Here is a 26,972-nt window from a genome sequence, read left to right on the forward strand (position 1 = left end):
GCAGATGCTTTCGAAGTCAGTTTTGTTCGAAGCAGATCTTTGAAGGAATGCTCACAAAACTTTCAGGAGGGGATCATTTGATTCAAGTCTATCCGGCACAATTTGCCCACCGTTTTGATCACGGCTGGCTGCAAGGCAGCCACAGCTTCTCGTTCGGTGATTTCTATGATCCCGATAATACCGCGTTTGGTCCGATGCGCGTCTGCAACGATGATACCATCGCACCGGGCAGGGGCTTCGGCGCCCATCCGCACAGCGACATGGAGATCGTGTCCATCGTGCTGTCCGGCAGGCTGCGCCATGAAGATAATTTGGGCAATGTAGCAGAAACAACCTTCGGCGGCATTCAGCGTATGTCGGCTGGAACCGGCGCTATTCATACGGAGCATAATCCTTCGGACAGCGAGCCGGTACGGCTGCTGCAGCTGTGGTTCATGCCGCGTACCCGCGGAACGGCACCTTCTTACAGCATCGGCCGATTTGATCCGGCGAAGCTTGAAGGAAAACTGCTGTCTGTGGTGGCTGCAGAGCCTTCGGAAGAGGTCGTGGGTATTGCCCAGGATATGACGATTTATCTCGGCCGGGCGGAAGCCGGCCAGGTATTATCTTTTCAACAGGAGCAGGGACGGCGCATTTTTATATATCTAATTGAGGGACGGCTGAAGCTGCAGGGGGATGTCGAGCTGCTGCCGGGGGATTCGGCACGGATTGAAGAGGTCAGTGCCTTAAGTCTTGCCGCTGCAGAGAATACCCTGGTTATGGTGATTGATTTACCGTAGCTGCTTACGAAGAACAGTTACAAGGAGGGACATATAATGGCGCAGCAGGAGAGAGTGCTGGTTAAGCATTCGGTAACAGGACGTTTGCTGGTCAGCAGCACGGACGGCCCTACCTATACGTTTGATCCGCAAGGCGCATTGACGGTAATTACGATCTGCGGGGTAGCTTCCGATAAAGGGGCAGCAGTGGTGGAGCTGAAGTCCGAGCTCAATGTGTTCCGCTTCGAGGAGCCTGCGGAGGGGCCGATTATCAAGCATTGGTATTATGTAGGCGATAACGCGGTAGATTACGACGCCTCTTCAGGATGTCTAACGATAGCGGTCCAGTCCGAGATTGAGTACCGGCCCGACCAATATTGGGAATAGCAGTGTCAATTCTATTATTTATTTCACTAATATCACATCAAAGGTAAAGTTAGTGTCTGGTATAGTCTTTTTTTTCAAAAAATCCACGGAGAGAGGACAAATGATATTGACAATCCGCTCCTGGTGTACTAGCTTTGTTATGAAACGTAACACGACCAAAGAGATGAGATAGGAGAAATGAATAAAATGGAATTGTTTGCAGCAATGCAGCGGGACGATTACGAAGAGCTGTTGTTTTGTCAGGATAAGGCATCAGGGTTAAAGGCGATCATTGCGATTCATGACACAACACTGGGGCCCGCACTGGGCGGAACAAGAATGTGGACTTATGCTTCCGAGGAAGCGGCGATTGTCGATGCGCTGCGGCTGGCCAAAGGCATGACGTATAAGAATGCTGTGGCGGGACTAAATCTCGGCGGCGGGAAGACGGTGATTATCGGCGACCCCAAAAAAGACAAAAACGAGGCGATGTTCCGGGCCTTCGGCAGATACATACAAGGTTTGAACGGCCGTTATATCACAGCGGAGGATGTAGGCACCACAGAAGAGGATATGGATATTATTCATCAGGAGACGGATTATGTTACCGGGATTTCGGCCACTTACGGTTCCTCCGGCAATCCTTCACCGGCTACAGCTTTCGGGGTGTATCAAGGGATGAAGGCCGCAGCCAATGCGGCTTTTGGCAGTGATTCGCTGGCTGGCAAGACAGTGGCAGTACAAGGTGTAGGCAACGTGTCCTTTACACTGTGCAAATATCTTCACGAAGAGGGAGCACAGCTTATTGTAACGGATATTAACAAGGAAGCTGTGGCCCGGGCAGTGGAGGCCTACGGGGCCAAAGCAGTTGATCCTGCGGACATCCTCTCGGTAGCTTGCGATATTTATGCCCCTTGCGCACTCGGTGCAACCATAAATGATGAGTCGCTGCCGGTGCTTAAGGCGAAGGTTGTCGCAGGTGCGGCCAACAATCAGCTGAAGGAGCCGCGTCATGGTGATGCCCTGCACGCTAAGGGCATTGTTTATGCGCCAGACTATGTCATTAACGCCGGTGGCGTAATCAACGTTGCCGACGAATTGAACGGCTATAATAAGGAACGAGCCTTTAAGAAAATTGCCAAGATCTATGGCAGCATTACCCGTGTGCTGGAGATTTCACAGGCCAATGGAATACCGGCTTATGCCGCTGCAGACCGCCTGGCAGAAGAGCGGATTGCCCTGCTGCGCACAAGCCGCAGCACGTTCCTGCGGAATGAGCATCATGCCATCAGCAGAAGATAGCGGTTGTTCTATATAAATAAGCAAAAGCCCTTTTCCGGATAAGCGGAGATGGGCTTTTGGCTTTCAGAGCAGATGAAACATCAAACTACTGTACCTTCTGCGGTTCCGGATAAGTGACGCCGAGCGTATCTACGGTAACCTTTTTCATCACCGGAGGTGCTTCCGGGCGGTCCGAATCGTCACGCGGCAGGTTGACGATGGACTCCACTACCTCAAGACCCTCTGTAACTTTGCCGAAAGCTGCATAGCTTCCGTCCAGGCTCGGATAAGCGGCTGCCATAATAAAAAATTGCGATCCGGCAGAGTTGACATCCTGGCTTCTGGCCATCGAAAGAACACCCTCTGTATGCAGCAGGTTGTTGGTAAACCCGTTGCCGGAGAATTCACCGGAAATGCTGTAATCCGGTCCGCCCATACCTGTACCATCAGGATCGCCGCCCTGAATCATGAAGCCGGGAATCACCCGATGGAATATGGTTCCGTCGTAAAATCCCTTTTTAATGAGGGAAATGAAATTATTGACGGTATTTGGAGCGACTTCCGGATAGAGCTCTGCTTTGATAATGCCGCCGTTATCCATCTCTATAGTTACGACCGGGTGGCTGGCTGTTGCAGAAGGGACGCCTTCGGTAGCCGCAGCAGCATCTTCTTTTTGCGGAGCGGGGCTGGCTTCACTGTTTGCAGTATTACCTGACGTTTTGTTGTTGCCGGAATTCACCGCTTCATTGCCGTTAGCCGGTTTGTTGCCGCATCCGGCTACAATGATCAGCAGCAGTGTCATCATCAGAAGGATGACGGTTTTTTTTCTTGTTAGCTTCACGTTCGTAATCTCTCCTTTTTCCTTGTTCATCTCATGTTCTTCCACATTATCATACCTTCTTTGTCCCACTTCTTGCAAAGTGAGATGCGAGGGCCGGGATTGGCACAAGTTCAAAAGAGGGGTAGAATAGGTAGATGCTTCCAAGGTATAACAGAAGGGGTGTGTGCTTCATGCAGTTTTCGTGGAAGCGGAACCTGGTCGTGCTTTGGGTGGGTGTTTTCTTTTGCAGTACGGCATATTCGATCTCAATTCCGTTCCTTTCGATTTTTTTGAGTGACCAATTAGGGGTCACGAGTCATTTGGAGATTTGGTCGGGGGTCAGCTTCGGCATCACCTTCCTGGCCAGTGCACTGATTTCGCCTTATTGGGGTTCACTGGCTGATAAATATGGCCGCAAACCGATGCTGATCCGCTCGGGCTTCAGTCTGGCGGCCTTATACTTAATTAATTTCTTCGTCCATGACCCATATGTATTTCTGATCGTACGGATTTTTCAGGGGCTGCTGGCGGGATTTGTTCCGGCAGCCATCGCCATGGTGGCCACCAATACGCCCGAGGATAAGACCGGTTATGCGCTGAGCATCATGTCGACTGCGGGAGCTACCGGCAGCATCATCGGACCGCTCATTGGCGGCGTGGTGAGTTATTATACCAGCAACCGCAGCGCCTTTTTGTTCTCGGCGGCGATCGTTCTGGTCTCGGCCCTAATCGCTACTTTCTTCGCCAAAGAGGAGAACTACGACCGCTCTGCACCCAGATCACGGGTCAGGGATGACATCCGGGAGGCGAGAAACAACCGCGCCTTTATTACCCTGCTGTCACTGGCCGGTATCAGTACTTTTTCGGTAATGATCCTTGAACCGCTGCTGCCGATTTATTTGCTTGATATGGGCATTTCCAAAAGCACCGCTACACTAAGCTCGGGAATTGTATTCTCCGCCGTAGGGGTTGCTACTGTGATTATGGCACCGCAATGGGGGAGAATAGGCAGCCGCAAAGGCTTCGGACTTGTCCTGTTTATTGGCCTGATCGGCGGGGGGATTGGGAACATCCTTCAGTATTTTGTCTCAGGTTATGTAGAGTTTGCAGTACTGCGTTTTGCCTATGGCCTGTTCTATGCCGGAGTGCTTCCTTCGGTTAACGCAATGATAGTCCAGACCATTGAGCCGGGATTCCGCGGGCGGGCATTCGGACTGAATCAGGCGGCTTCGCAGCTGGCAACGATGGCCGGTCCGATTATCGGCGGCTTGCTCGGCGCGTTCATTCCCATCCGCTGGGTGTTTGTCATCAACGGTGTGATGCTGCTGGTAGCGGCGGTGCTGGTGAAGACCCGTAAGCTGGAGGAGAAAGTCATCGCAGCCCGTCATTCTGGAGAACTGGCAGCGATGCAGAAATAACAGGCGGATTACGCTGCCGTGAGGTGCGGATTAAATAAGCTGTCGGCTTGGTCCATTGTTAATGGAAAAAGCGCCGCCGGAACAACTTCCGGCGGCGCTTGGCGTCATTCTTAAATTATTCTTCTTCCCCGTTCGATCCGTTCAGGACATCGGTCCCGGGCATTACATCCAGGGGAGGTGAGGCAGGGTCCACAGCAGTTCCTGGCTGAAGCTCGTCGGCGTCGGGAATATCCTCCAGTGGCAGATCCTCTTCCTCATCGTCCAGGATTTCGTCGTCACCGGCATAATCAATGACGCTGCCCGTCAGTCCTGCAGCTCCGGCGGCGAAGACGGCATCGGATTCAAGCAGCTCATCCCGCCCGGTTCCCGGTGAAGCGGTTATCTCTCCGTGCCGTTCAGCCCGCGGACGAAGAGCAGGTTCAGGTGCACTGAGGCCAATGTCAGCAGCCAGAATGTGGTCTTCTACGAGCGCCGGATCGGCACCGTCATCCACTACGCCATCGAAATCAATGGGAGCGGCACCGACGGGTTCATGGCTGGTAAATGCAGATTCGAGCGGCCGTTTATCTTCCTGATCCGTGCCGCTGCCGCTTGTGCTCTGTTCGGTAATCGTGCCGAGCGGGCGCAGTTCTTCCAGCGGAATATCCTGCTCCGGGGAGCGTTCTCCCATTTTTGTATAACGCTCATATGCAAAATCGGCTTCAGTTTTATTAAATTCATTACCCATAGCCGTTCAACTCCTTTGCTTAAGTCTGTCCCTTTTTAGGAACAGCATGGTCAATTGCTGCTTGCTGGTCGTCGTCCGGCAGGGCGCCGGGAAATGACCCTTCCTGAAACAGGCCGAACTGTTCATCGATATCCCGCTCAGTTACCAGCCCCTCCTCGTCAGAGGGTTGGTCCGCGGTGATGTTCTCCTTCTTGTCCATAGCCTATCCTCCTCGACATCTATAATAGTTCTTTACCCGTTTATCCGGCGCCGAATCTGTTACATCCCGGAGCAGCTTGTCCATTAGAAATCAGAACGGGTATAGAGGAGATTCTTAGCCTGATCTTAATATATTCAATCCAGGCGCCATTTAACCGTGTAACCAAGGGTAAACTACTTAATTCGAGGTTTTTTGCAAGATTAGGCAGGTATAGTGCGAAGGTTGTCGAAAATAAGAATCATATGAACTATATAAATACCACTAATGATTTATTGAGGAGCCAAGATGAAGTTGCCATCATCAAAGAGAGTAGTTGCGATATTCATGCTGCTGCTTTTGATCGCTATAGTGCCTATCGGTATCGTCATGGAGTGGGACGAGCGGTCAGGCGTTGCCTTGCCGGAATGGGAGCTGAAGTGGGGAAGTTCAAATATACAGGATGTTGAAGAGGCTGCGTCTGCACCTGATGAGGATTGGATAAAGCAGACAGCAAGTTCATCCAGGCCGCTCACCAATGAAGGGATGACAGGAGCCTGGATACGCTTCACTTTACCTCCGACAGCGGCAAATTCGGCATTGCTTATAGATAAAGTGTATGGAAATATGCTTAAAGCTTACAAGAATAACGTTCTTATTTACGATTCGGCAGATATGGTCAATTATAATGGCAGCAAAGTGCTGATTCCTTTGTCAGCAGAAGATAAAAGCGGCCAGCTTTATTTGTGGAGCAGCGGCGGCAGCAAAGGTTCCGGTATAGAAGGCGGCATCAGGGTAGGGAATTATGACAAGCTCCTTGCCCATTATGTTAAACAGGATCTGATCGATCTTATCATCGGTGCGGCCCTAATATTTATGGCTGTTGCGCTGTTGATGTGCCTGCTGTTTTTCAGGCTGGAATTTTTCTCGGGCGGCTTATGGCTTGTGTTTGTTATAGCTTCTTTCGGTATGCTGCTGATCACCTACTCACCTTTTTTGCAGCTCGTCTTGCACGGCCATGACCAATGGATTGAGGTTTGTTTTGATCTGGCTTTACTCACGCTGCTGCCGGCATTTACCTTGTATTTTGAACGGATATTCGGACGTGGAAAAAGCCTGTGGCTGGTCCGGTTTCGTAATTTTCAACTGGTTTATTCGGGATTCAGTCTCGGCTTTCTGCTGCTGAATATATTACTTTCCTACCGCTTGGATCACCTGTATAGACTGATGAGTATTCAAGTGATCGGCATCATGATGATCCTGCAATTCTTTTACTTGCTTGTCCTTGCGGTTATTCATGCTCTTAAAGGCAACCGGGAAGCTCTTATCTTCACGATAGGCTTTGTTATTTTCGCGATTCCTTCGCTTAGTGAGCTGATCCTGTACTTTTCATCCACACATAGATACCATTTGTATTGGTGGAAATGGGGAGTGGTTGGGTTCCTCCTTTCTCTGATCATAATCCTTGGGAGAAGGCTGGCCCGGAATTATGAACAGACCGTGGAATACTCCCGGGATCTGGAGAAATTCAACAACGATCTGCAGCGCTCGGAGAAGATGGAGATCATCAGTGAGCTAGCCGCTTCGGTTGCCCATGAGGTTCGCAATCCGCTGCAGGTAACCCGGGGGTTTCTGCAGATTCTGGGTGAACGCTCCGGCAAGAAGGAAAAAGAGTACCTGGAAATGGCCATGGAGGAGCTGGACCGGGCTTCCTTGATTATTACGGATTTTCTGACCTTCGCCAAACCGGGGCAGGAAACCGTGGATGTATTTGAGATTTCGGAGGAACTGAAGCATGTGTCCGGCATTTTGATGCCACTGGCCAATCTGCAGGGTGGTGAGATAGAGCTCCGCCTGCAAAGCGATCTTCAAGTGAAGGGCAGCGCCTCCAAGTTTAAACAGGCTTTTATCAATTTGATCAAGAACAGCATTGAATCGCTTCAGGAGGATGGGTTGATTCAAGTAACCGCCTGGAAATCAGGTCAGCATATTATTATCAGTGTGCAGGATAACGGGGAAGGCATGAGGGTTAGCGAACTTGCCCGGCTGGGAGAGCCGTACTATTCGAATAAAACCAAGGGAACAGGGCTCGGGCTCATGGTTACCTTCCGTATTATAGAAGCGATGGACGGGTCCATTCAATTTCACAGTACAAAAGATGAAGGTACCGAAGTGATTGTTAAATTGCCATCAGCCGGAAAAATTTAGAATTTTTTTGGTAAATTTCGTTTTTATGAAGGGATAGGCCACGGCCAGCGCGAAATAATACCAATACAGAACACTTTGTTTCTGAAACTTTCTTCTGAGGTGCTTACATGCGCTTGATCGTCAAAAGTTTACATATAGTAGCAGCATTTTTTTTACTTTTTATGATCTGCGGTTCGCTCACGGTATCAGCGGAAAGTCATTATGCTTCTAAAAAAATCACAAATTGGCAATTCAAATGGGGCAGCAAGGCGGGGGATACAGGACATCAAGTTCCTGTTTCCGATAAAGAAGAGTGGCTGAGCGCCGGATCCGGCCAGAAAACACCGGAGCTTCCAGACGGAATCTCTTCTGTATGGACACGCATTTCGCTTCCGGAATTCAAATATGTCTCACCTGCAGTCTATATCGATACGTTATATGCACTGCATGTTAAAGTGTACGTGGAGGATCGCCTAATCTTTGAAGCTGACCGCAGTTATATTAAGGATAATTATTCACTGCTCGTGCCCCTAAGCAGCGGGGACAACGGGAAGAATCTGTACATATGGACTGAAACGCTTAAGGATCGGATCGGTATCAAGGATCAAGTGATCATTGGGGAACACGGAGTTCTGATTAAGGACTATATCAAAAACGGGCTTATTGACGTTATTCTGGGCGGTGCCTTTTTGTTTGTGGCGATAGTCCTGTTTGTGTGCGCGTTTTATCTCAACAAGGATTACTTTTCGATAGCGGCCTCTTTATCTATCGTCATTGCCTCCACCGGAGTGCTGTCGATCACGTATTCCCCGTTTATTTATACCTTTTACAGCTATTTAGGTCCGGTGAGCATAGTCTTTCTGGATTTGGCGTTACTGTCGCTTCTGCCTGCGCTGACCTATCTGTTTGAGAAAATATTCGGCGGCGGAAGGTTTGGCATCATCCGTAAGTTCCGCAAATTCCAGACAGCCTATTCTTTATTCTCCATCGTTTGTCTAGTGATCAATGGACTGTCGGATAACCGCTTTGTTGAACTGTACTATTTTATATCAGTCACTATCATCGGATTTCTAATGATCCTTCAATTCATTCTCCTCATAGCCTGTGTCATTATCTATTCTTTGAAGGGAAATAAGGATGCGATCATTTTTGCCGTCGGCTTCGGAACTGCAGCCTTTACTGGAGTAGCCGAGCTGGTGTGGTATTATATCCGCCAAGGCAATTATGATCTGTTCTACTGGAAATGGGCGCTGGTTGTGTTCATTCTCTCGCTCATTATTATTCTTGGCCGCAGGCTGGCCCTGAACCATCAGCAGGTGGTCAAATATTCCCGGGAGCTGGAGCTGTTCAACAATGAACTGCAGCGTTCGGAAAAAATGGAAATTATCAGCGAGCTTGCTGCATCCGTAGCACATGAAGTCCGCAATCCGCTTCAGGTTACGCGAGGATTTTTGCAGCTGCTGATGGAGAAATCGAATGGAGATGAAGAGAGGTTTCTGTTCATGGCCCTTAGCGAGCTGGACCGCGCAGCGAACATCATTACGGATTTCCTGACCTTTGCCAAACCGGAATTCGAGCAGGTCTCGATTCTTAATGTTCATGATGAATTCAAGCATATCGAGAGCATCCTGCTTCCGCTATGCCATTTGAACGGGGGCAAGATGGTGCTGGACGTGAAGGAACATTGTTGGGTGAAGGGCAACTCCTCCAAATTTAAGCAGGCTTTTATTAATATCATCAAGAATAGTATCGAGTCTCTCGGGGAGGAAGGGACCATTCATATGTCGGTATATGCCAAAGGGGATAGGGTGTATATTCATGTGAAGGATAACGGGGAGGGAATGGAACCGGGCGTATTGAACCGGCTTGGCGAGCCGTATTTCTCGAACAAGTCGAAGGGCACAGGCCTGGGACTTATGGTCACTTTCCGCATCATTGAGGCCATGAATGGTGAAGTCCGCATTATAAGCAAAAAAGGAGCAGGAACCGAATCCATCATCATTCTGCCGCTGGCAGAAGCTCCGGATGATTCCAACTCCTTATGAAGTCTTAAGCCTGTAGTTCTACCAAGATCCGAGTGTAGTAACGTCTGTCTTCAGTATGCCTGAAGAAGGACTGGGGGGAATAACCAGATAGAACTCATTGGAGCCTTCCTCTACCGTCTTGAGCGTAATATGGTCGGGAAGATTGATGCCTAGTGCTTCTTTTAGGGCTGCTTTTGGATCTGTGAGCAGTTTCTGCTTGAAACTTGGATCTTCCCATGCCTTCTGGATCACTTGATTTCTTAGAATTGCTTCTGACAAAATAATCACCCTTCCCCTAAATGGTTATATTTACCTCATGAGCATAACATAGGATTATATATAAATCTATTGCTATTTCTATGACCATAATAGAGTCCAGTGAATATTATGTATTTCTATTTTTGGACAACCAGTAGCTGAGTCCTCCTCCCTGCAAAAGTTGTTTCTCCGCTTCGATAGCTGCAGCGATATGCTGGAGATTCTGGACCAGCACATGGTGGAAAGATACCAGATGGGGAGCCTTCAGCCGGTATTCGGCGAGTTTGCTGTGGTTGGCGAGCGCTGTTTCAGCGTAGGACGCCAGCCCGCCTTCCATAAAGATGAAATCTTTGACCTTCCCCGCTGTAAGCGGGCCTTGACCCTCCTGAAGCTGGCAACGGGCCAGAGACAACAGGCAATTATAGCTGCCCTCCGCCAAATCCTGCTCCCAATCCTCGTAATCATCAAGCATTTGCAGTGTAATCAGTACCTTATGCAGCATCTCTTCCGAATCCGCAATTAGAAATGCATGATCCGAAAGCAGCAGGACGGCTGTACTGCAAAGCTTAAGCGGACTGGCTTTGTGGGCAATTTTGACACGGTCGTTCAGGAAATAGTCACTGCTGGCCTCACCTGCCACACTGTCTGCCCATTCAAAAAGATAACGTTTGAAATAGGACCAGAACGAGGAGTCCGGGGCGAAAAGAGGCCGGTAAATATGGAGGAATTCCACGTACAGCAGGTTCGCCAGCGGCAGCTGCTCTGCGGCAGCCGGCTCTTTGCTGTCCATCAGATCATCCTGCAGGAAGAAATAGAGCATAATTAAGACGTTCCCAAGCGACATCTGATGCACTTGCTCTGACGTAAGACCGTATTCTGAGCGCAGCCAGAAGGGGAGTAAATAACATATGTAATTTTTGTGGCTTCCTGCTTTAAATACGTTAAACTGATGAAGATAGGCCAAACCTTGTGTACGAAGCGGTTCCGGAAATCCTGTGATGATGACACTGGCATCGCCAAATACCGCGCGGAGCTCCTCATCGTACTCATGAAGCCAATCCATAGGCTGCCCCCCTGTCAATATTTTATTTTTTTAGAAAAAATGGGGTTATCCGTCATGATTATAGTCCTACTAACCTGGGATTTCAATGACAATTTATGGGGTGATATAGTAATGGAGTACTATAATTCATCTTATCCACGGATCGAGAATTGTTAAAGGGGGATGAACATGGAGAAGATTGTGTTTGGACTGGTTGGCGGCGGCTGGCGGGCGGAGTTCTATTTGCGTATTGCCAAACAGCTGCCGGAACAATTCGCCGTGGGCGCTATGTTTGTGCGCAATAAGGAGAAAGCCGATGTCCTAAGCAGGGAATGGGGAGTGAAGGTCTACACTTCAATTGAAGAGTTTATCTCAGCGGGTACTTATTCCTTTGCGGTAATTAGTCTGAAACGCGAGGTCAGCAAAGCGTATATCATCCGGCTGGCGGAAGCGGGTATTCCGGTGCTTGCGGAGACGCCGCCAGCGCCCGATCTGGAACAGCTGACGGAGCTATGGAATAGGGTGGGCCGTTCCGCCGTCATCCAGATTGCTGAGCAGTATCTGTTCCAGCCGATGCATGCGGCAAGAATCAAGCTGGCCGCTTCCGGCAGGCTTGGCCCGATCAGCCAGGCCCAGGTATCGGCTGCACACGGATATCACGGAATCAGCCTTATCCGGCAGCTGCTGGGCATCGGCTTTGAGAATCCAATAATTCGTGCACAGAATTTTTGTTCTTCTATTATAAAGGGACCGCAGCGAAGCGGACCTCCGGTTGCCGAGGTGAGGGGTCAGACCGGGCAGACGCTGGCCACTCTGGATTTTGGAACCCGGCTAGGCGTGTTCGATTTCACCGGCGACCAGTATTTTTCATGGATCCGCAGCAACCGGATTTTGGTGCGCGGAGAGCGGGGGGAATTGTTGAACGATGAGGTGTCCTGGCTCCAGAGCTATGATACGCCGCTCTACTGCAAGCTGCGGCGGATGGATGCCGGGCATGGCTGAAACCTGGAGGGCTTTTATCTCAAGGGGATTATGGGAGACGGCGAATGGCTGTACCGGAATCCATTTGCCCCGGCCCGGCTCACGGACGATGAAATTGCCATTGCAGAGAGCCTTGTCCGAATGCAGAGACATGTTCAAGGAGGGCCTTCTTTCTACAGTTTGGCCGAAGGATGCCAGGATCAGTATTTGGCACTGCTGCTGGAGCAGGCGGCGGCGAGCGGAGAAACGGTGACTTCCCATAGCCAGCCGTGGTCAGAGCAGGGCTGAAACAGCGGATGTAATTCAAAAGCACGGCCGGGCGATGATGTTTCCCGCCTGCCGTGCTTTTTGGCATGTGAACGTACGAGCTTACAACGGCTGTGAACAGGATAGTTGTGCAGCTAATTGTGCATACTCGCCGCGCAGCCGGAGAAGTTTCGCGACACTCTTCTCCAAGCCGCCGAGCCGGTTGCGCCGGGTCCATAATTGCCGGTATTGATGCAGCAGGAGGTCGAGATCATGGATCTGATGGTCCACCAGTGCCGGATCAATCCCGGCAGGTTCCGCAGCCAGCAGCTGTTTGATGCGGCCAAGCTGCACGGCATGCTTTACAAAATGAATGCCGTTCTCAAGCTCTTGGATGACAAGCTCGGCATCCGTGCATTCCAGCGCAAGATCTTCAAGCTGATCCTCAATACGGCTGATGTACTGCTCCAGATTATCGAAATGCTCAGCGGTGAGTTTATTTACGATCCCCATGTTGTCCAGATTACTGCGCATCAGCATGGACATTTCTGAATCATTGGGGCGGGAAATGCCGGATTCAAGCTTGTAGTAATTTCCAAGATCGAGCAGCAATTGCCCAATCTTCTCCGAACGGTCGTGAAAGACCGAGGTATTCAGATATCCTGCAACATCGGCATCAAGATTGTTGTCGACATTCCAGGACAGCGCAGCGCCGTAGACAAATCCGGCATAACTCACCGGAAGATGCTGCCAATGGCCGAAATCACCCCAGTCCGTAATGAGGTAGCCGATAGCCCCGTTGTTCTTGCCGTGTACAGCAGCGTTTTTCAAGTTGGCGAGCATATTGCCGGTGCGTCCGGTAAGGGAATTCCAGGAGCTGGTTCCCGGGCAGACGTAGAACGGGATTTGCGCTTCGCGGAATTTCAGTGTGTCCGCTTCGAACGGGTGGTCTGCGCTGTAACCCCATTCCATGGCAATAATATTTTTTGGCAGCTGGGGGATCAGCTCAGGATGCTGGATGATAATATCACCCCAGAACTGCATCGTTTTTTCCCGATGTACAACGAGCTCATGAATCTTCTGCAGAAATGACAAGTAGAGCGTGCCTTTGCCTGCTGCAGCTGCTGCGGCTTTGCTTTTGCCAAGTCCCAGTTCATAAGTCTCGTCGCAGCCAACGTTGAACTGATTCGAGGTGAAATAAGGAAGAAGGTCATCATACATTGTGCCCAGCAGCTCGAGTACTTTAGGGTCTTCAGTATCGAAGGTGCCCGGCTCCATGAAAAGCCCGTCCGGATATAAATCACTGTCATACATATGGTCTGGCAGCATGAACCCCTCAGGACTTTCGGCCAATGCATTGAATTCCGGCCGGGTCAGCCATCCTTCCATATGGCCGAAGCTGTTCTGGTTGGGAACCAGCTCGATATAACGTTCGCGGCAGTAAGCATCGAGTTGCAGAATTTCTTCACCGGTTATAGGCGTTTCGAGCTCCCAAACCTGGGGAAACGACTCATAGGCAAAAGGAGAACCTTCTATATATAACTGCAGTTGGTTCAGCTTCAGATCGGCCATAAGATCAACGATCCGGCAAAGGGTTTCGAGTTTGGGTGTTTTGTTGCGGCTGATATCAATCATCAGTCCTCTTGCGGCAAAGTCCGGTTCATCCCGGATATGCAGACATGGCATGTTTCTGCCGGATTGTTCCAGAATCTGTTTCAGGGTTGCCACTGCATAATAGGCCCCTTCAGGAGAGCTGTAAGTAATGAAAATTCCATGCTCTTCGATGACAAGCTCATAACCACCTGCAGGCAGCATGCGGTTGTAGCTAAAGCTGCATGCTGAAGAAACGGCTGGACGTGTACCTACCGACAAAGGCAGACTGAGCTGGAGAGCTTGAGAAATGACAAGCTGAAGCTTACGGGCTGCCGGGAGAACGGAACGGTTCGCCTCACCGGAGAGAACAATGCTTGCTTTGGCCGGAAGGCGGAAGTAGCCTTCAGAGCGCGTGATTGTCCGTGGATGGGGAAGCAGCTGTAAAGTGCGAATTTCAGGCATAGTGTGGACACCTCTTATTCATGAGAATATGATCATGTTCCTAACAACCATATCACTCCAAAACAGAGGAAGGAATGCAAAGTACGTCCAAGGTCATGGATTATATAATCAGTCCTTACCCAGTACAATACGTCGATCGCAAGGTGAAACGGTAGAGGGACTTTTGGCCTCATTCGCAAGTGGATTTGCAGCTAAATGGCTCCCAGTAGGCAAAGGTAATATATGGTATAGGGTATTATAATGATCGTTTTTATTTCTCGGCAATTTTAGAGCATTTATATATAAGACGACATATTTCTTCTTTTGTTGCGGACAAATGTCGGATCATGCAGCTTTATGTTGACACTCGCAAAAATCAAATGTTATTATTTAGATAATATTAGTAATTTTTATGATAGTTCTTAAAGACTATGTTATGCCGGAGATGAAGCCATGAGAGAATTTTACTGCATCAGTTGCCGCAGTCTCCATAAGGTGGACGTACAAACAAACCGCTCCGTACGCATTCTGTCCACCGGGTATCATATCGTTGGCGAACAGCGCTATCAAATTTGTATCTGTAATCAAACTGAGTTGCATACATCCTTCCCAGCTGTAGCCGAATATAATGCGGAATGACTGGTCTAATGATGCACCTGATTCATATAATCAGCCGAACAGCCTGTCCACTCAGCGGACAGGCTGTTTAACGTGCCCGTCCACCCATTTTCGAAAGTAAATACGCTATTTTTTGGAAATATGGATATATCTGAGTGAAACTTCGAAAAAAAATGAGCGATATTCTGTTATTTATTTGAAAAGAAAACGCTGTCAGTAAATAGTGAAACTTGTTATTGTGATTTTTCTCATGTATGATGCTTTTAACAAAGCTTAAATAAGCTCGAATTTTCCAAAAAATGGAGAATAGGGTGGTGGGATGAAAATCAAAACAACTGCGGAAGACAAGATGATAGCATTTTACAGATACTTTTCTTTGTCCCTCACATCTCTGATGTACCTCCTGGACCACGCGGGACCTTCCGTAATTAATAAATCCCTTTTAATAATAATTTTGTTCTTATTTGCCCAACTATTCACTATGTATTACCGGAGGTTCCGGAATAAACCGCGTGTCCTTATGGTAGCTGTAAGTGTAGAAATGGCGGGTATTATTGCACTGACGCTGTTAACTGGTGCATACGACAGCTCCTTCAGACTGTATGTGCTTAATCCTGTGCTGATCGCTGCGGGTTCGTTATCCATCTATTTCGGATGGAGTTTGCTGCTTGGATACATTGGTATATTCGCTGTATTTTGTTATGTTTTTCTTAATTCTGCCGGAAAAACTTTAGCTGAAGCTGCATTGGCAAATGGCAACCTGTTTCTAGCACTGGTACTTACGGTTATAATTATGCAGATGGTTAACAGGATCAAGCGGCAGCGGGAAGAAGCAAACGCGCGGACCAACGAAACCATGGAGCACATTAAATCGCTCTATCATATCGTGGAAACATCAAGCCAGCATGACTTCATGAATATAGGCCAGGTTATCACGGATTATGTGGTAAAGCTTACTAAACTTGACAGAGCCTTGTTCTGGTTCGCCAAGAAGAGCGGTGAGCCTGCACCGCAGAGCCGGCAGACCGGCTGGCAGCAGGAAGAGGAACGTTTTCTTTTCTCAGAGCTGGAGAAGCATGAGCATGAATGGAGATTACAGCGCGAGCCTGTATTCAAGAGCCTGCCGGGGCTCGGAGATTTTTTGCTGATGCCGGTGAGAATGAGCACCCGCTTTGTTGGCATGATCGGCGTGAAGCTGGAGTCCTCGGAAGGCCTTGAAGGCCGCCGGTGGTATATCCAGCAGTTGATGTTTCTGTCGGAGCTTAGTGCAATTATTCTTGAACGCCATGAGCTGGGCGTCATCGAGAACCGGCTGATCATCACGAATGAGCAGAACCGGATTGCGGATGAAATGCATGACAGTGTCTCACAGAGTTTATTCGGCATCGTCTATGCCACTCACTCGCTGAAGCAGACCTGGCCGAAAATGTCTGATTCCGAGCTGGAGGAGCAGATAGAGCTTATCCATGATTCGGCGACCAAGGTGGCCAAGGAGCTGAGAATTACAATCTACAGTCTTAGCTCCAAGAAGAGCGGCGGTCCAACCTGGCTGGGTATGGTAAGGTCTCATCTGAAGAGCTTGTCCAGACTGAATGATGTGGAGATTGAACTAAAGATCACGGGCGATGACTTCAGTCTCCCGTATCCCTACCACAAGGCGCTTTTCCGGATTATCTCTGAAGCGACCGGTAATGCCATTCGTCATGGTGCGGCCAGCCGGGTAGATGTTGAACTGTCACTTAAGCCAAAATGGATAAGACTTTCCATAATCGATGATGGTGTAGGTTTTGATACGAGTCTGCTGTTGACGGAGTCTGAGGATAACACAGGCGGACTGGGGATGAAGAATATGCAATATCTGGCGCAGTCTCTTGGGGGCGATTTTCAATTGTCCAGCAGTGAGAATGCAGGCACAAAAATTTTAATTTCGATACCTGTCGGTGTGGCTGAATTAAAAAATGCATAAATTTTAGGCAGGAGGTCGTTCAAGTGAAAATCGTCATTGTTGATGATCATCCTTTGGTGAGAAGAGGATTGGCAGCTGTGATTTCAATGCAGCCCAATTTGCATTTTGCCGGCGAGGCAACGAATGGCCAAGAAGCTCTTCTTGTAATTGAGGAGACGCAGCCTGATCTTGTGCTGATTGATCTGAAGCTTGCCGATGAATCGGGACTGGACGTAATCAAAGCAGCGCGTGCTCACGGTTTGACCAGCAAGTTTATTCTGCTGACCTCATCGGCAAGCCGGGAGGATTTCCTGAAGGCAGAAGAAGTGCTGGTTGATGGATATGTGCTGAAAGAAGCGCTGCCGGAGGAATTGCTGTTTGCAATTCAACTGGTCCATAAGGGCAGAAAGTATTATGACCCCGGCCTAATGGAAGATAAAATGCGGATGAGCGGCAGCAGTCCGACAGATGAATTGACACCGAAAGAGAAGGAAGTGCTGATTGAGCTGGGTCAGGGGGCCTGCAACAGGGAAATCGCCTCGCGCCTGTTCATCAGCGAATTTACGGTCAAAAAGCATGTGAGCCAAATTTTGGCGAAGCTGCAGGTTGCCGACCGGACACAAGCAGCATTGTATGCCAATGCAGTCGGGCTGACCAAATATGAAATGTCATATGATTAAGATAAGCTATGATGGCTTAAAGAATGGAGCACGGACTTAGAGGTCCGTGTTTTTTTTTGCGAATTATTATTTTCCAGGTTCCGAGCTGCAGATGAACCGGGATACTTTACACGTAAACGGCTAAGCCTTCCTTTTGAAAAGGACGGTGAGGCCGTTTTTTCTTGGACGCTTTCAGCAAATTTGGTGACTTGGTGTAGGGGTTCCTTCCATAACTTGTTACAATTTACCAAGCGTATACTACTAAAGTATACCATATAGGTACACTTAAGTGCCAATAGTACTCACACGAAAGTGAAGATTAAAGTGATGGTATGACCCATGTGGCAAGTCGTATGGATTGATAGAATAAAAGTAAGATATCTGAAACTTTCATGATTGCTTTCAGAATTAATGCGGAAGGAGGGTTACTGTGGAAAAGACGATTTTGGATTACATTAACCTGATAAAGAAAAGGTTATGGTTAATCATGGTGTTTGTATTAATCTCCTGCGCCACCACCTTCTACGTCAGCAAGAACTTCGTCGTACCCGTCTACTCCGCCTCCGGACAGCTGCTGGTCAATAATACCGCAAATGTACCCGAGAGCAACAATCTAAACAATCTAAACTTCAGCCTTAACCTCATCGAGAGCTATAAGGAAATCATGAAATCCCCCACGATTATGAAGAATGTTGTAGCGGATCACCCGGAATTCAATCTGACGGAAGACCAGCTGGCGTCGAAGCTGCAGGTGAAATCTTCAGAGAAAAGCTCGGTCATCAATATCAGCGTGCAGGACGAAAGCTACAGTAAAGCAGCTGGGATAGTAAACGCGGTTTCACAGTCGTTCATCCGCAGCTTGCCGACACTGATGAAGCTTGATAATGTAACATTCCTGACGCCTGCTGACCCAACCGATGTTCCCGGACCGATCAACGGTGGCGCCAACATGAATATCATCATCAGTTTTGTAGTTTCGCTGATGGCTGCAATAGGGATCATCCTGCTGATGGAAACACTCAATGGAACGCTCCGGAGTGAGAAGGAAGCCGAATTTGACCTGGGTCTGCCGGTCATTGCAAGTATTCCTGCCATCCGCAAACGTGATTTGGGTAAAGCAGCAAATGCTAATTCGAGAGTAGGGGAGGGCGCTTATGTTGCGGCTGAATAAAAGTTTGATCACGGACTTGAATCCGTCCTCTCATATCTCCGAATCCTTCCGCTCGCTGCGCACCTATATCCGCCAGCTGGGACTGCTTGGCGGAAACGCAGGCAAAGTGCTGCTCTTCACTTCAGCGGAAGGCGGAGAAGGCAAGACGACGATTCTGGCCAATCTGGCGGTTTCTTTCGTTCAGGATGGCAAGAGGGTTGCTGTTGTGGATTGCAACCTGAGACATCCCGGACTGCATTCTGTGTTTGAAGTGGAAGGCAGCCATGGGCTTGCCGCTTATCTGGGCGGCACTGAGGAAACCAAAGATGTCGCAGTTTACGGAAATTTGGCGAATCTGGCCGTGATCCCTGCCGGGATTACCGCTGTCAGTCCGCCCGATCTGCTGGGTAACGACAAAATGGCAGCTCTGCTGGAAGAGCTGAGAACAAGCTTCGATCTTATCCTGCTTGATTCGCCGCAGGCAGTGGAGTTCAGTGATGCAAGAATCCTGGCCCCGCTGACGGACGGTGTCATCATCGTGGCAAGGCACGGCAAATCAAAGCGTGAAGCACTTCGCAAGCTGAAGGCGCTCATGGATCAGACCGGAACCAAAATTCTTGGCATTGCCATGAATCATAGTAAATGAGCTCACAAAACTTTTAGGAGGTAAGTGCGATGAAAAAGGTAAAAAAGGTTATTATCCCTGCTGCTGGGCTAGGAACGCGCTTCCTTCCCGCGACGAAAGCCATGCCTAAGGAAATGCTGCCGATCATCAACAAGCCAACTATTCAATACATCGTAGAGGAAGCCATCGCTTCCGGTATCGAGGATATCATTATCGTTACCGGTAAAGGCAAACGTGCAATTGAGGACCATTTCGACAATGCGTTCGAACTGGAATCCCGGCTGCTGGAGGACGGCAAGCTGGAACTGCTTAAAGAGGTTCAGCGTTCCTCTAAAGTAGAAATACACTATATCCGCCAAAAGGAACCAAAGGGATTGGGCCATGCGGTATGGTGCGCAAGACGATTTATCGGAGACGAGCCCTTTGGCGTTATGCTCGGTGATGACATCGTAACCGGACAGGTTCCTTGCCTGAAGCAGCTGATCGACCAATATGAAGAAACGCAGAACTCAGTGATTGGCGTTCAGGAAATTCCGGATGAATTCACTAACCGTTACGGGATTATTGAACCGGATCTGCAGGATGGAAGACTTTACCGGGTTAACAACTTCGTCGAGAAGCCGGCACTGGGTACAGCACCTTCCAATCTGGCCATTATGGGCCGTTATGTGTTCACTCCTAAGATCTTCAAATACCTGGACCTGCAGGAAAAAGGTGCTGGCGGCGAGATTCAGCTCACGGATGCGATCCAGAAGCTCAATCAAAGCGAGCGGGTATATGCCTATAACTTTGATGGTACGAGATATGATGTCGGAGAACGCCTTGGATATATTTTAACTACACTGGAATTTGCCCTGCAGAGTGAGGACTTACGCTATCCGGTAATGGATGCCATGTCTGAATGGCTCAGCAAGGCCGGACAAACCACACTTAGCTAAAAATGAGGAGAACCACAAAACCTTTAGGAGGAATGAGGAGAAATGAGCATGCAAAAACTGCCGGAAGACTATGAGGCCGTCCTGCCGAAACTTTACATGCTACATGCCAAAGAAGGAAATAAAGGTATGGATTCCTATCTGGTGATGAAGCGGATTATCGACATTTTTTTCTCCGCTCTTGGCCTTCTCGTACTGCTGCCGCTATTCACTCTTGTTGCTGTCCTGATCAAGCTGGAGGATCCGAAAGGCAAAGTGTTCTTCCGGCAAACCCGGGTAGGCAAAGAAGAGAAGCTGTTCCCAATGTATAAGTTCAGATCTATGGTGTCTAATGCTGAAGAGCTGAAGGCGAATCTGATGGCTTATAACGAAGTGAGCGGCGCAATGTTCAAAATCAAGAATGATCCCCGGATTACACGGACGGGAAGATTTCTGCGCAAGACGAGCATTGATGAACTGCCTCAGCTCTGGAACGTGCTGATGGGCCATATGAGTCTGGTTGGCCCCCGTCCTCCGCTCGTTGAAGAGGTGGCGCAGTATTCGGAATACGACAAGCAGCGGCTCATAGTTACACCGGGCTGCACAGGTTATTGGCAGGTAAATGCCAGAAACAGCGTCGGCTTCGACGAGATGGTGCAGCTGGATTTAACCTACATCCAGATCCGGAGCACGATGCTGGATCTCAAAATCATTGCGAAAACCGTCCTGATGCTGCTCGGGTCCAAAAATGCTTATTAAAAATATGGAAATTGGGTGAATGCCGATGCTTGAATACGGAGATGTACCTAAGATTTCCATCATTATCTGCACCTATAACCGATCGGTTTTGCTAGTCAAGACCCTTCAATCGCTGCTGTCATTGGAGAATCTGCATCAGGCAGAGATTATCGTGGTGGATAACCACTCCAAGGATGATACGGCATCCGTCACCAAACGTTTTATGGAGACGGAAGGAGCAGAGATGGATATCCGTTATCTTCTGGAACCGGTACAGGGGTTGTCGGCAGCCCGAAATACGGGGATTCTGGCTTCCAAGTCGCCAATCATCGCCTTTCTTGATGATGATGCGATTCCTTGCCGAACCTGGATAACAACGATTGTTGACAGTTTTGAACAACATCCGGAAGTGATGGCCATGGGCGGAAAAATCGCTCCGATCTTTGAAAGTAAGCGGCCTGAATGGCTCATTAAGCCATTTGAACTGCCTTACACGATTGTAGATCTGGGCGACCGGGTGAGGGAATATCCGAAACGGCTGCATCCCTGCGGAGCCAACATGGCTATGCGTAAGCTTGTATTTGACATCAGCCTGTTTCCTCTGGAGCTCGGAAGAAAGGGAGATTCACTTCTCTCCGGTGAAGAGACCTGGTTATTCGGTCAGATACAGGGAGAAGGACATTCCATTCTCTATCATCCTCAGATGGCGGTCGATCATTTTGTACCGGCAGGCCGTCTGACTGAAGATTGGATTATGAAAAGATATTACAGTCAAGGCATATCCAACGCTATGAAAAGCGAAGGTGTGAAGGGCAATCTGATCCTGCTGGTCAAGACGGCCGCCAAAGTAGTCTATATCATGGCGGATTCGATCCTCTCCAGAAGCAAGGGAAGAAAGCTTCTGAACAGATGCCGGCTGGAGAGTATTCGGGGAACTCTTCATATGATTTGGAACCGGAAGAGGCAATCTGCAGCGGGGTGAGGGAAGACAATGACTAATTTTGGGTGGGGCTCAAAAATCAACGCTTTGCCATACGGAATGCTCTACCTGGTGTCTGCCCTGTTCCTCGGAACAGCGGTCATTTACCAGCCGGCAATTGCGGTAGCTGCCGTACTCCTGATTATATTGCTGGTTGTCTCTCTCTCTCGTCCTGAACTGATCAGTTATTTCGTTCTGTTGACGACGGCGATCTCCATTAACTTCTTGTATAACGGCAGCATGTTCGGGATTGAAATTCTTTCCCTCTATAAGCTGGTTATCCTGATGCTTCTGGTGCCTTGCATTCTGGTCAACGGCCTGAAGTTCCGTCTCAGTCCTCCGCTCTGGGCCATGGTAGCACTGGTGTTCATCACCTTTGGCTTCTCGATCTGGCTACCGGAGATGAGCTCATCCATTGCCATAAAAGCCTTTATCGGTCTGTCGCTTCCCTTCGTGTTTCTCCTGATCAACTGGAAGAAAGAAGTGGCTGAGAAGCAAATCCGCATCATCACTTTGCTGCCGCTGGTCAGCGTGCTGGCTGGAGTGGTGCTGCAGGCGGCTCATATCCATTCATTTCTCGATATCGAGTTCACGGGCGCTATACGGATACAGGGGGCGAACATTCCAGCGCATCTGGCTATGCTGGCTTTTATGGGAGTGGGCATCGCATTTATTGAGGTGAAACGGAGCCCGCAGCATATCAAGTTTTTCTACACCGTGCTGGCGCTGAACTTTCTAATCCTGATCGGAACAGGGACGCGGGGACCGATATTAGCCCTGGTTTTGATGGTTCTCTACTATTTTTACGACATTTCCCGTCAGTACTTAAAGGGGAGAACGCAATATCTGATTCCGCTGCTGTGCTCGTTTCTCCTGATTGTCTCGGCTGTCTATCTGCAGCTGGACAACATCAAGAAGCGCTCCTTCGAACGGACGACCGAAACGGGTGTTGATTTGTCGGGACGGGCGGAGGCCTGGGAATATTTCCTGCACAAAGCGGAGGATTCGCCCCTTGCGGGCAGAGGACTCGGCGCAGTGACTGTAGCCAATGACGGGTCGCTGTATAAAGGCTTTGTGGTTCCGCACAACGAGTACATCCGGTTTTATTTCGATGGAGGATATGTCGGCGCCATCCTGCTGTTGCTTTCCTTATTGGCTGTGTTTCTTCTGGTTTACAGAGCTTTGGCACCGCCGGTCAAACCTTACTATCTGCTCTTTATTGCAGCGTTCCTAATTTATTCTTTTTCCGACAACACGCTGTCGACGGTCCAATCTATTATTCCGTTCTGTTGGTACCTGAACTGCCTGTATCGATCTTCACAGCCAACCGATTCCCCACAAAAAGAAGTGATACGATGAACCAAGTGAATATGTTCGATGTCAATTTCGATAACTACGATTTCATGGATCTGCTTGAATACATCGACAAGACCATTAAGGAAAGGAATCAATCCTACATCCTGACCTGCAATGTCGATCATGTGATCAAGCTTCGCAAGGACAAAGAGTTTAGGGCGGTGTATTCCGAAGCAGGTGCCGTAGTGGCGGATGGAATGCCGCTGATCTGGGCTTCGAAGATGCTGGGCAAGCCGCTGAAGCAGAAGGTCTCCGGATCAGATCTCTTCAGCCGCCTGGGTGACGCCTTCGAGCAAAGAAAGTACCGGCTGTTCTTTCTGGGCTCGGCGGAAGGTGTGCCAGAGCGGGCGACAAAGAATTTAAAGGCGGCTTATCCCGGCATGAACATTGTCGGCTGTTATTCTCCCTCCTACGGTTTTGAGCACAACGAGGAAGAGAATCAGCGTATTATCCAAATGCTGACGGAAACCCAGCCGGATATTGTATTCGTCGGTGTGGGCGCACCGAAGCAGGAGAAATGGATCTACCGGCATTACACCTCTTACCGGGCGCCGATTTCCATCGGCGTGGGAGCGACGTTTGATTTCCTCTCAGGCTCCGTCAAACGGGCGCCGGACTTTATGCAGAAAACAGGGCTTGAATGGTTCTGGCGTCTGAGCCAGGAACCGGGGCGCCTGTGGAAAAGATATCTTGTTGATGATGCCCAGTTCCTGGTCCTGCTGCTTAAAGAGCTGCGCAAGCGGGATAAGATCAAGGGCGGAAGATTTGAGTAAACATACGAAATTTGGATGGCCGTAGGGCGGAGGTGGGGAAATGAAGATGATGAGCCAGAATGAAAGCAACCGGACATTGCCATCCCTCACTTCGGTGAAGTCAGGCGTCATGATGACGCTGATCTGCGCTATGTGCCTGGGGCTTCCGCTGCTGATCGGCTTCGCCAGTGCGAAGCTCAGCTCTTCCAGCAGTCTGCAGGGGGTCATTCTGGCAGGAATTCTATTCCCCGCCTTCCTGCTGGCGCTGCTGAAGCCGAAACACCTGATCGCCTATACTCTGCTGATCTGGGCGGTGGCCCCGGAGCTGCGGCGTATCGCCGACTGGTACGAAGGGGTATACCACTCGGTATCCCTGCTCAGCCTGGCGCCTCTGCTGACGGGAGCAACACTTGCGATTCCGGTGCTGAAGGAAATCCACAGAATCCGGAAATCCTCCACGCGGATTATTCTGCTGTTCTCGGTAGCGTTGGCCTATGGCGCATTGATCGGTCTGGCGAAGAACGGCATAGGCTCGGTATACGATTTGGCTAACTACATCGTACCGCTGCTGCTGATTCCGTTCTTCGCGGTAACACGTTTCAAGCCTAAGGATATTGACCGGCTGCTGTACGCTTTTGCCAATATTGCAGTCCTGGTGGCGATCTACGGCATCATCCAATATCTGACGGTTCCTCCCTGGGACGCTTTCTGGATGAGGAATGCGGATATGATGTCCATCGGAACACCGTATCCGTTGGAAATCCGCGTCTTTTCTACTCTGAATTCTCCCGGACCGGCGGCGACCTTCCTGGTATTCGCCCTCGTCCCGATGATTCTGGAGAAAAGATGGCAAGGCACGCTGCGCTGGATCGGTGTCCTGCTCGTTGTGGTCTGTCTGCTGACCACGCTGGTGCGTTCCGCCTGGCTGGTCCTGCTCGTTATGCTGCTGGTGTACATCGCCTCTTCTCCCTCCAAAGGGAAGTGGAAAACCCTGCTTCAGCTGGGATTTGTCGCCGTAGCGCTGATCTGGATCGTTCCTAAGCTGCCGGGAGCAGAGGGGCTGGTGGCCCGCATGGAGACACTTACCTCCGTGCAGGAAGACCACTCCTATAATGAACGGCTCAGCTTATGGCAGAACATGCTGCCGATGGTAGCCGCTAATCCGGTTGGCCAGGGAATCGGCAGCGTAGGCCAGGGAACAAAGATTGGCAACGGCGGGGAGCTTGGAGAGTACGGCAACATGGACAACGGCGTTATCGCACTGCTGCTTACCTTTGGAGTACTGGGCGCCTTATTCTTCTTCGGCGCACTTGGGGCCGTCATTAAACAGATTGTGGTCAGAGTCACCAGCAAGGACAGTCTTCAGCCCTATGCCCGGCTATCGCTGGCAGCATGGATGGGGGCGGTAGTCAGCCTGGTGTCTGACAACGGATTCCCCGGACTCAAGGGATATCTGATATGGATGCTGATCGGCCTTGGGCTAAGCGCCAAAGAGATTATTGAGAGCAGAAAGAAGGGAACACCACATGCAGCAGTTGAACGCGAAATCACTTCCCACTAGCACAGTCTGGTCCTCGCTCAAGAAATTCACGAAGAGCAAGGATAACAGCTCGGCAGCCGTAAAAACCATGTTTGTCAGCGTGCTGATTCTGCTGGTTAACATGCTGACGGGTGTGCTGACTGCCCGCTATCTCGGGCCGACAGGCCGCGGGGAACAGACAGCTATGGTGAACTGGTCCCAGTTTCTGGCGTTCAGTATGAGCTTCGGTATTCCCTCGGCGCTGATCTACAACGCCAAGAAGAATCCGGATGAGGCCGGGGTGCTCTACCGGGTGGCGCTGATGATCGGCCTTGGGTTTGGCATGGTGGCCATGACAGTGGGAATCTTTGTCCTTCCCTACTGGCTGGATTCCTTCAGTCCGGAGGTGGTGGTTTTTGCTCAATGGTCGATGATCCTGTGTCCGCTGATTGTGATCTCGCAGATTAACAACGCTGCATTTCAGTTCAGAGGGGATTACAAGACCTTTAACTGGATGCGTTATCTGGTTCCTCTGCTGACGCTGGCGGCCATTGGCATTCTGATCCTCACGGATCATATGAATCCATTTACTACGGCACTGGCTTACTTGGTTCCATCCGTACCGCTGTTTATCGGAATGACATTCTTGCTGCTCCGCACCTACAGGGTGAAGCTGAAGGACGCATACCTGAATTTCAAAAGATTATTCACGTATGGCCTCGGCTCTTACGGAAATGACCTGCTCGGCCAATTCTCCGGCTATATTGACCAGATCATTATTGCCGGTCTGCTGCGGCCAGCCGATTTGGGACTGTATGCAGTAGCAGTGAGCTTGTCGCGGATGGTCAACTTCTTCTCAAACTCGATTACCGTGGTGCTTTTTCCAAAGGCCTCTGAGCTCTCGAAGGAGGAGGCGATCGCCCTCACCTTCAAAGCATTCCGGATCAGTACGACCTGCACCCTGCTCGGCGCGGTGTTCCTGATGCTGGTGGCCCCCTTCGTTATTCCGTTGCTGTACGGGAAGGATTTCAATACGGCGCTGACCGTATTCCGCCTGCTGCTGCTGGAAGTTACGATCAGCGGAGGCACACTGATTCTGGCTCAGGTCTTTATGGCGCTCGGCAAACCGAAATTCGTATCCATTCTTCAGGGAGTGGGCTTGATGCTGGTGATCCCGATGCTCTTCCTGCTGGTGCCGAAGTTCGGATTGTTCGGAGCAGGGGTGGCGATGTTGTCATCGGCTGTACTGCGGTTCTTGTTCATTATTCTCAATATTAAATACAACCTGAAGGTCAAGCTGCCGCGGCTGCTGATCAACGGGGACGACATTAAGTGGATGAAGACGACGATGAATTCCTATATTCATAAAAAACCCGCGGATACGAGCAGTTAGAGAGCAG

Annotated in this window: 25 protein-coding genes; 19 read left to right on the plus strand and 6 right to left on the minus strand. The window is 49.8% G+C overall.

Going from position 1 to position 26,972, the window contains the following annotated elements:
• Window positions 1–77: 77 nt before the first annotated feature.
• The 3 genes from NSS79_RS05130 to NSS79_RS05140 all read left to right on the plus strand — a co-directional run bounded on the left by NSS79_RS05130 (window position 78) and on the right by NSS79_RS05140 (window position 2,426).
• Window positions 78–779 carry a pirin family protein gene (locus NSS79_RS05130; RefSeq protein WP_342438534.1) on the plus strand — a complete coding sequence of 234 codons (702 nt, stop codon included), beginning with the start codon at window positions 78–80 and terminating at the stop codon, window positions 777–779.
• Window positions 780–815: 36 nt separating this feature from the next.
• Window positions 816–1,145, plus strand: a complete 330-nt coding sequence (locus NSS79_RS05135) for a hypothetical protein (RefSeq protein ID WP_342438535.1) — start codon at window positions 816–818, stop codon at window positions 1,143–1,145.
• Window positions 1,146–1,331: 186 nt separating this feature from the next.
• Window positions 1,332–2,426 (plus strand): Glu/Leu/Phe/Val dehydrogenase, encoded by a 1,095-nt coding sequence (locus NSS79_RS05140; protein WP_342440303.1) that lies wholly within the window; start codon window positions 1,332–1,334, stop codon window positions 2,424–2,426.
• Between the two features lie 85 nt (window positions 2,427–2,511).
• On the opposite strand, the gene NSS79_RS05145 is transcribed toward NSS79_RS05140, so the two are convergent.
• Window positions 2,512–3,276, minus strand: a complete 765-nt coding sequence (locus tag NSS79_RS05145; RefSeq protein ID WP_342438536.1) for a peptidylprolyl isomerase — start codon at window positions 3,274–3,276, stop codon at window positions 2,512–2,514.
• 140 nt (window positions 3,277–3,416) lie between these two features.
• Here NSS79_RS05145 and NSS79_RS05150 point away from each other — a divergent pair, with 140 nt between their 5' ends.
• The gene (locus NSS79_RS05150) at window positions 3,417–4,643 is read left to right on the plus strand and encodes an MFS transporter (RefSeq protein WP_342438537.1); all 1,227 of its coding nucleotides are present in this window, start codon (window positions 3,417–3,419) and stop codon (window positions 4,641–4,643) included.
• A 115-nt stretch (window positions 4,644–4,758) separates the two neighbouring features.
• Here NSS79_RS05150 and NSS79_RS05155 read toward each other — a convergent pair whose 3' ends face one another.
• Both NSS79_RS05155 and NSS79_RS05160 read right to left on the minus strand, forming a co-directional pair.
• Complete coding sequence (locus NSS79_RS05155) at window positions 4,759–5,370, minus strand: hypothetical protein (RefSeq protein WP_342438538.1); 612 nt, start codon at window positions 5,368–5,370, stop codon at window positions 4,759–4,761.
• 19 nt (window positions 5,371–5,389) lie between these two features.
• Window positions 5,390–5,569: a hypothetical protein gene (locus tag NSS79_RS05160; RefSeq protein WP_342438539.1), complete on the minus strand. Its 180-nt coding sequence runs from the start codon at window positions 5,567–5,569 to the stop codon at window positions 5,390–5,392.
• 291 nt (window positions 5,570–5,860) lie between these two features.
• Between NSS79_RS05160 and NSS79_RS05165 the strand changes: the two genes are divergently transcribed.
• Together NSS79_RS05165 and NSS79_RS05170 are read left to right on the plus strand one after the other, a co-directional pair.
• Window positions 5,861–7,753, plus strand: coding sequence for an ATP-binding protein (locus tag NSS79_RS05165; RefSeq protein WP_342438540.1), 1,893 nt, complete (start codon window positions 5,861–5,863; stop codon window positions 7,751–7,753).
• Between the two features lie 107 nt (window positions 7,754–7,860).
• A complete protein-coding gene (locus tag NSS79_RS05170; RefSeq protein WP_342438541.1) occupies window positions 7,861–9,777 on the plus strand; it encodes a HAMP domain-containing sensor histidine kinase in 1,917 nt (638 codons plus the stop codon).
• Window positions 9,778–9,795: 18 nt separating this feature from the next.
• Here NSS79_RS05170 and NSS79_RS05175 read toward each other — a convergent pair whose 3' ends face one another.
• Both NSS79_RS05175 and NSS79_RS05180 read right to left on the minus strand, forming a co-directional pair.
• The gene (locus NSS79_RS05175) at window positions 9,796–10,038 is read right to left on the minus strand and encodes an NHLP leader peptide family RiPP precursor (RefSeq protein WP_341097560.1); all 243 of its coding nucleotides are present in this window, start codon (window positions 10,036–10,038) and stop codon (window positions 9,796–9,798) included.
• Between the two features lie 103 nt (window positions 10,039–10,141).
• The gene (locus tag NSS79_RS05180; protein ID WP_342438542.1) at window positions 10,142–11,077 is read right to left on the minus strand and encodes a hypothetical protein; all 936 of its coding nucleotides are present in this window, start codon (window positions 11,075–11,077) and stop codon (window positions 10,142–10,144) included.
• 168 nt (window positions 11,078–11,245) lie between these two features.
• Here NSS79_RS05180 and NSS79_RS05185 point away from each other — a divergent pair, with 168 nt between their 5' ends.
• A complete protein-coding gene (locus NSS79_RS05185; protein ID WP_342438543.1) occupies window positions 11,246–12,058 on the plus strand; it encodes a Gfo/Idh/MocA family oxidoreductase in 813 nt (270 codons plus the stop codon).
• Window positions 12,059–12,088: 30 nt separating this feature from the next.
• A complete protein-coding gene (locus NSS79_RS05190; protein WP_342438544.1) occupies window positions 12,089–12,325 on the plus strand; it encodes a hypothetical protein in 237 nt (78 codons plus the stop codon).
• Window positions 12,326–12,406: 81 nt separating this feature from the next.
• Here the strand turns inward: NSS79_RS05190 and NSS79_RS05195 are convergent, their stop codons facing one another.
• Entirely contained in the window at window positions 12,407–14,338 is a 1,932-nt protein-coding gene (locus NSS79_RS05195) for a glycoside hydrolase family 20 zincin-like fold domain-containing protein (protein ID WP_342438545.1), read from the minus strand.
• Window positions 14,339–15,476: 1,138 nt separating this feature from the next.
• On the opposite strand from NSS79_RS05195, the gene NSS79_RS05200 reads away from it, so the two are divergent.
• The 11 genes from NSS79_RS05200 (at window position 15,477) to NSS79_RS05250 (ending at window position 26,965) form a co-directional block, all read left to right on the plus strand.
• Window positions 15,477–16,901, plus strand: a complete 1,425-nt coding sequence (locus NSS79_RS05200) for an ATP-binding protein (RefSeq protein WP_231578377.1) — start codon at window positions 15,477–15,479, stop codon at window positions 16,899–16,901.
• Window positions 16,902–16,924: 23 nt separating this feature from the next.
• Window positions 16,925–17,560 carry a response regulator transcription factor gene (locus NSS79_RS05205; RefSeq protein ID WP_038586479.1) on the plus strand — a complete coding sequence of 212 codons (636 nt, stop codon included), beginning with the start codon at window positions 16,925–16,927 and terminating at the stop codon, window positions 17,558–17,560.
• A gap of 409 nt (window positions 17,561–17,969) precedes the next feature.
• Window positions 17,970–18,710 carry a Wzz/FepE/Etk N-terminal domain-containing protein gene (locus NSS79_RS05210; protein WP_038586482.1) on the plus strand — a complete coding sequence of 247 codons (741 nt, stop codon included), beginning with the start codon at window positions 17,970–17,972 and terminating at the stop codon, window positions 18,708–18,710.
• The gene (locus NSS79_RS05215; RefSeq protein WP_342438546.1) at window positions 18,694–19,335 is read left to right on the plus strand and encodes a CpsD/CapB family tyrosine-protein kinase; all 642 of its coding nucleotides are present in this window, start codon (window positions 18,694–18,696) and stop codon (window positions 19,333–19,335) included. Before NSS79_RS05210 ends, NSS79_RS05215 begins: the two co-directional genes overlap by 17 nt.
• 29 nt (window positions 19,336–19,364) lie before the next feature.
• Window positions 19,365–20,252: a UTP--glucose-1-phosphate uridylyltransferase GalU gene (gene galU, locus NSS79_RS05220; protein ID WP_038586488.1), complete on the plus strand. Its 888-nt coding sequence runs from the start codon at window positions 19,365–19,367 to the stop codon at window positions 20,250–20,252.
• Window positions 20,253–20,294: 42 nt separating this feature from the next.
• Window positions 20,295–20,987: a sugar transferase gene (locus tag NSS79_RS05225; RefSeq protein ID WP_342438547.1), complete on the plus strand. Its 693-nt coding sequence runs from the start codon at window positions 20,295–20,297 to the stop codon at window positions 20,985–20,987.
• A gap of 19 nt (window positions 20,988–21,006) precedes the next feature.
• Window positions 21,007–21,948, plus strand: coding sequence for a glycosyltransferase (locus NSS79_RS05230; RefSeq protein WP_256718070.1), 942 nt, complete (start codon window positions 21,007–21,009; stop codon window positions 21,946–21,948).
• 9 nt (window positions 21,949–21,957) lie between these two features.
• Window positions 21,958–23,304 carry an O-antigen ligase family protein gene (locus NSS79_RS05235; RefSeq protein ID WP_038586493.1) on the plus strand — a complete coding sequence of 449 codons (1,347 nt, stop codon included), beginning with the start codon at window positions 21,958–21,960 and terminating at the stop codon, window positions 23,302–23,304.
• Window positions 23,301–24,074, plus strand: a complete 774-nt coding sequence (locus NSS79_RS05240) for a WecB/TagA/CpsF family glycosyltransferase (RefSeq protein ID WP_038586496.1) — start codon at window positions 23,301–23,303, stop codon at window positions 24,072–24,074. The genes NSS79_RS05235 and NSS79_RS05240 overlap by 4 nt, the downstream gene beginning before the upstream one ends.
• Before the next feature lie 109 nt (window positions 24,075–24,183).
• Window positions 24,184–25,614 (plus strand): O-antigen ligase family protein, encoded by a 1,431-nt coding sequence (locus NSS79_RS05245; protein ID WP_331281767.1) that lies wholly within the window; start codon window positions 24,184–24,186, stop codon window positions 25,612–25,614.
• On the plus strand, window positions 25,580–26,965 hold the full coding sequence (locus tag NSS79_RS05250; protein WP_342438548.1) for an oligosaccharide flippase family protein: 1,386 nt from the start codon (window positions 25,580–25,582) through the stop codon (window positions 26,963–26,965). Before NSS79_RS05245 ends, NSS79_RS05250 begins: the two co-directional genes overlap by 35 nt.
• The last annotated feature ends 7 nt before the right edge of the window (window positions 26,966–26,972 follow it).

Source organism: Paenibacillus sp. FSL L8-0436 (genome assembly GCF_038593025.1).
GTDB lineage: Bacteria > Bacillota > Bacilli > Paenibacillales > Paenibacillaceae > Paenibacillus_AQ.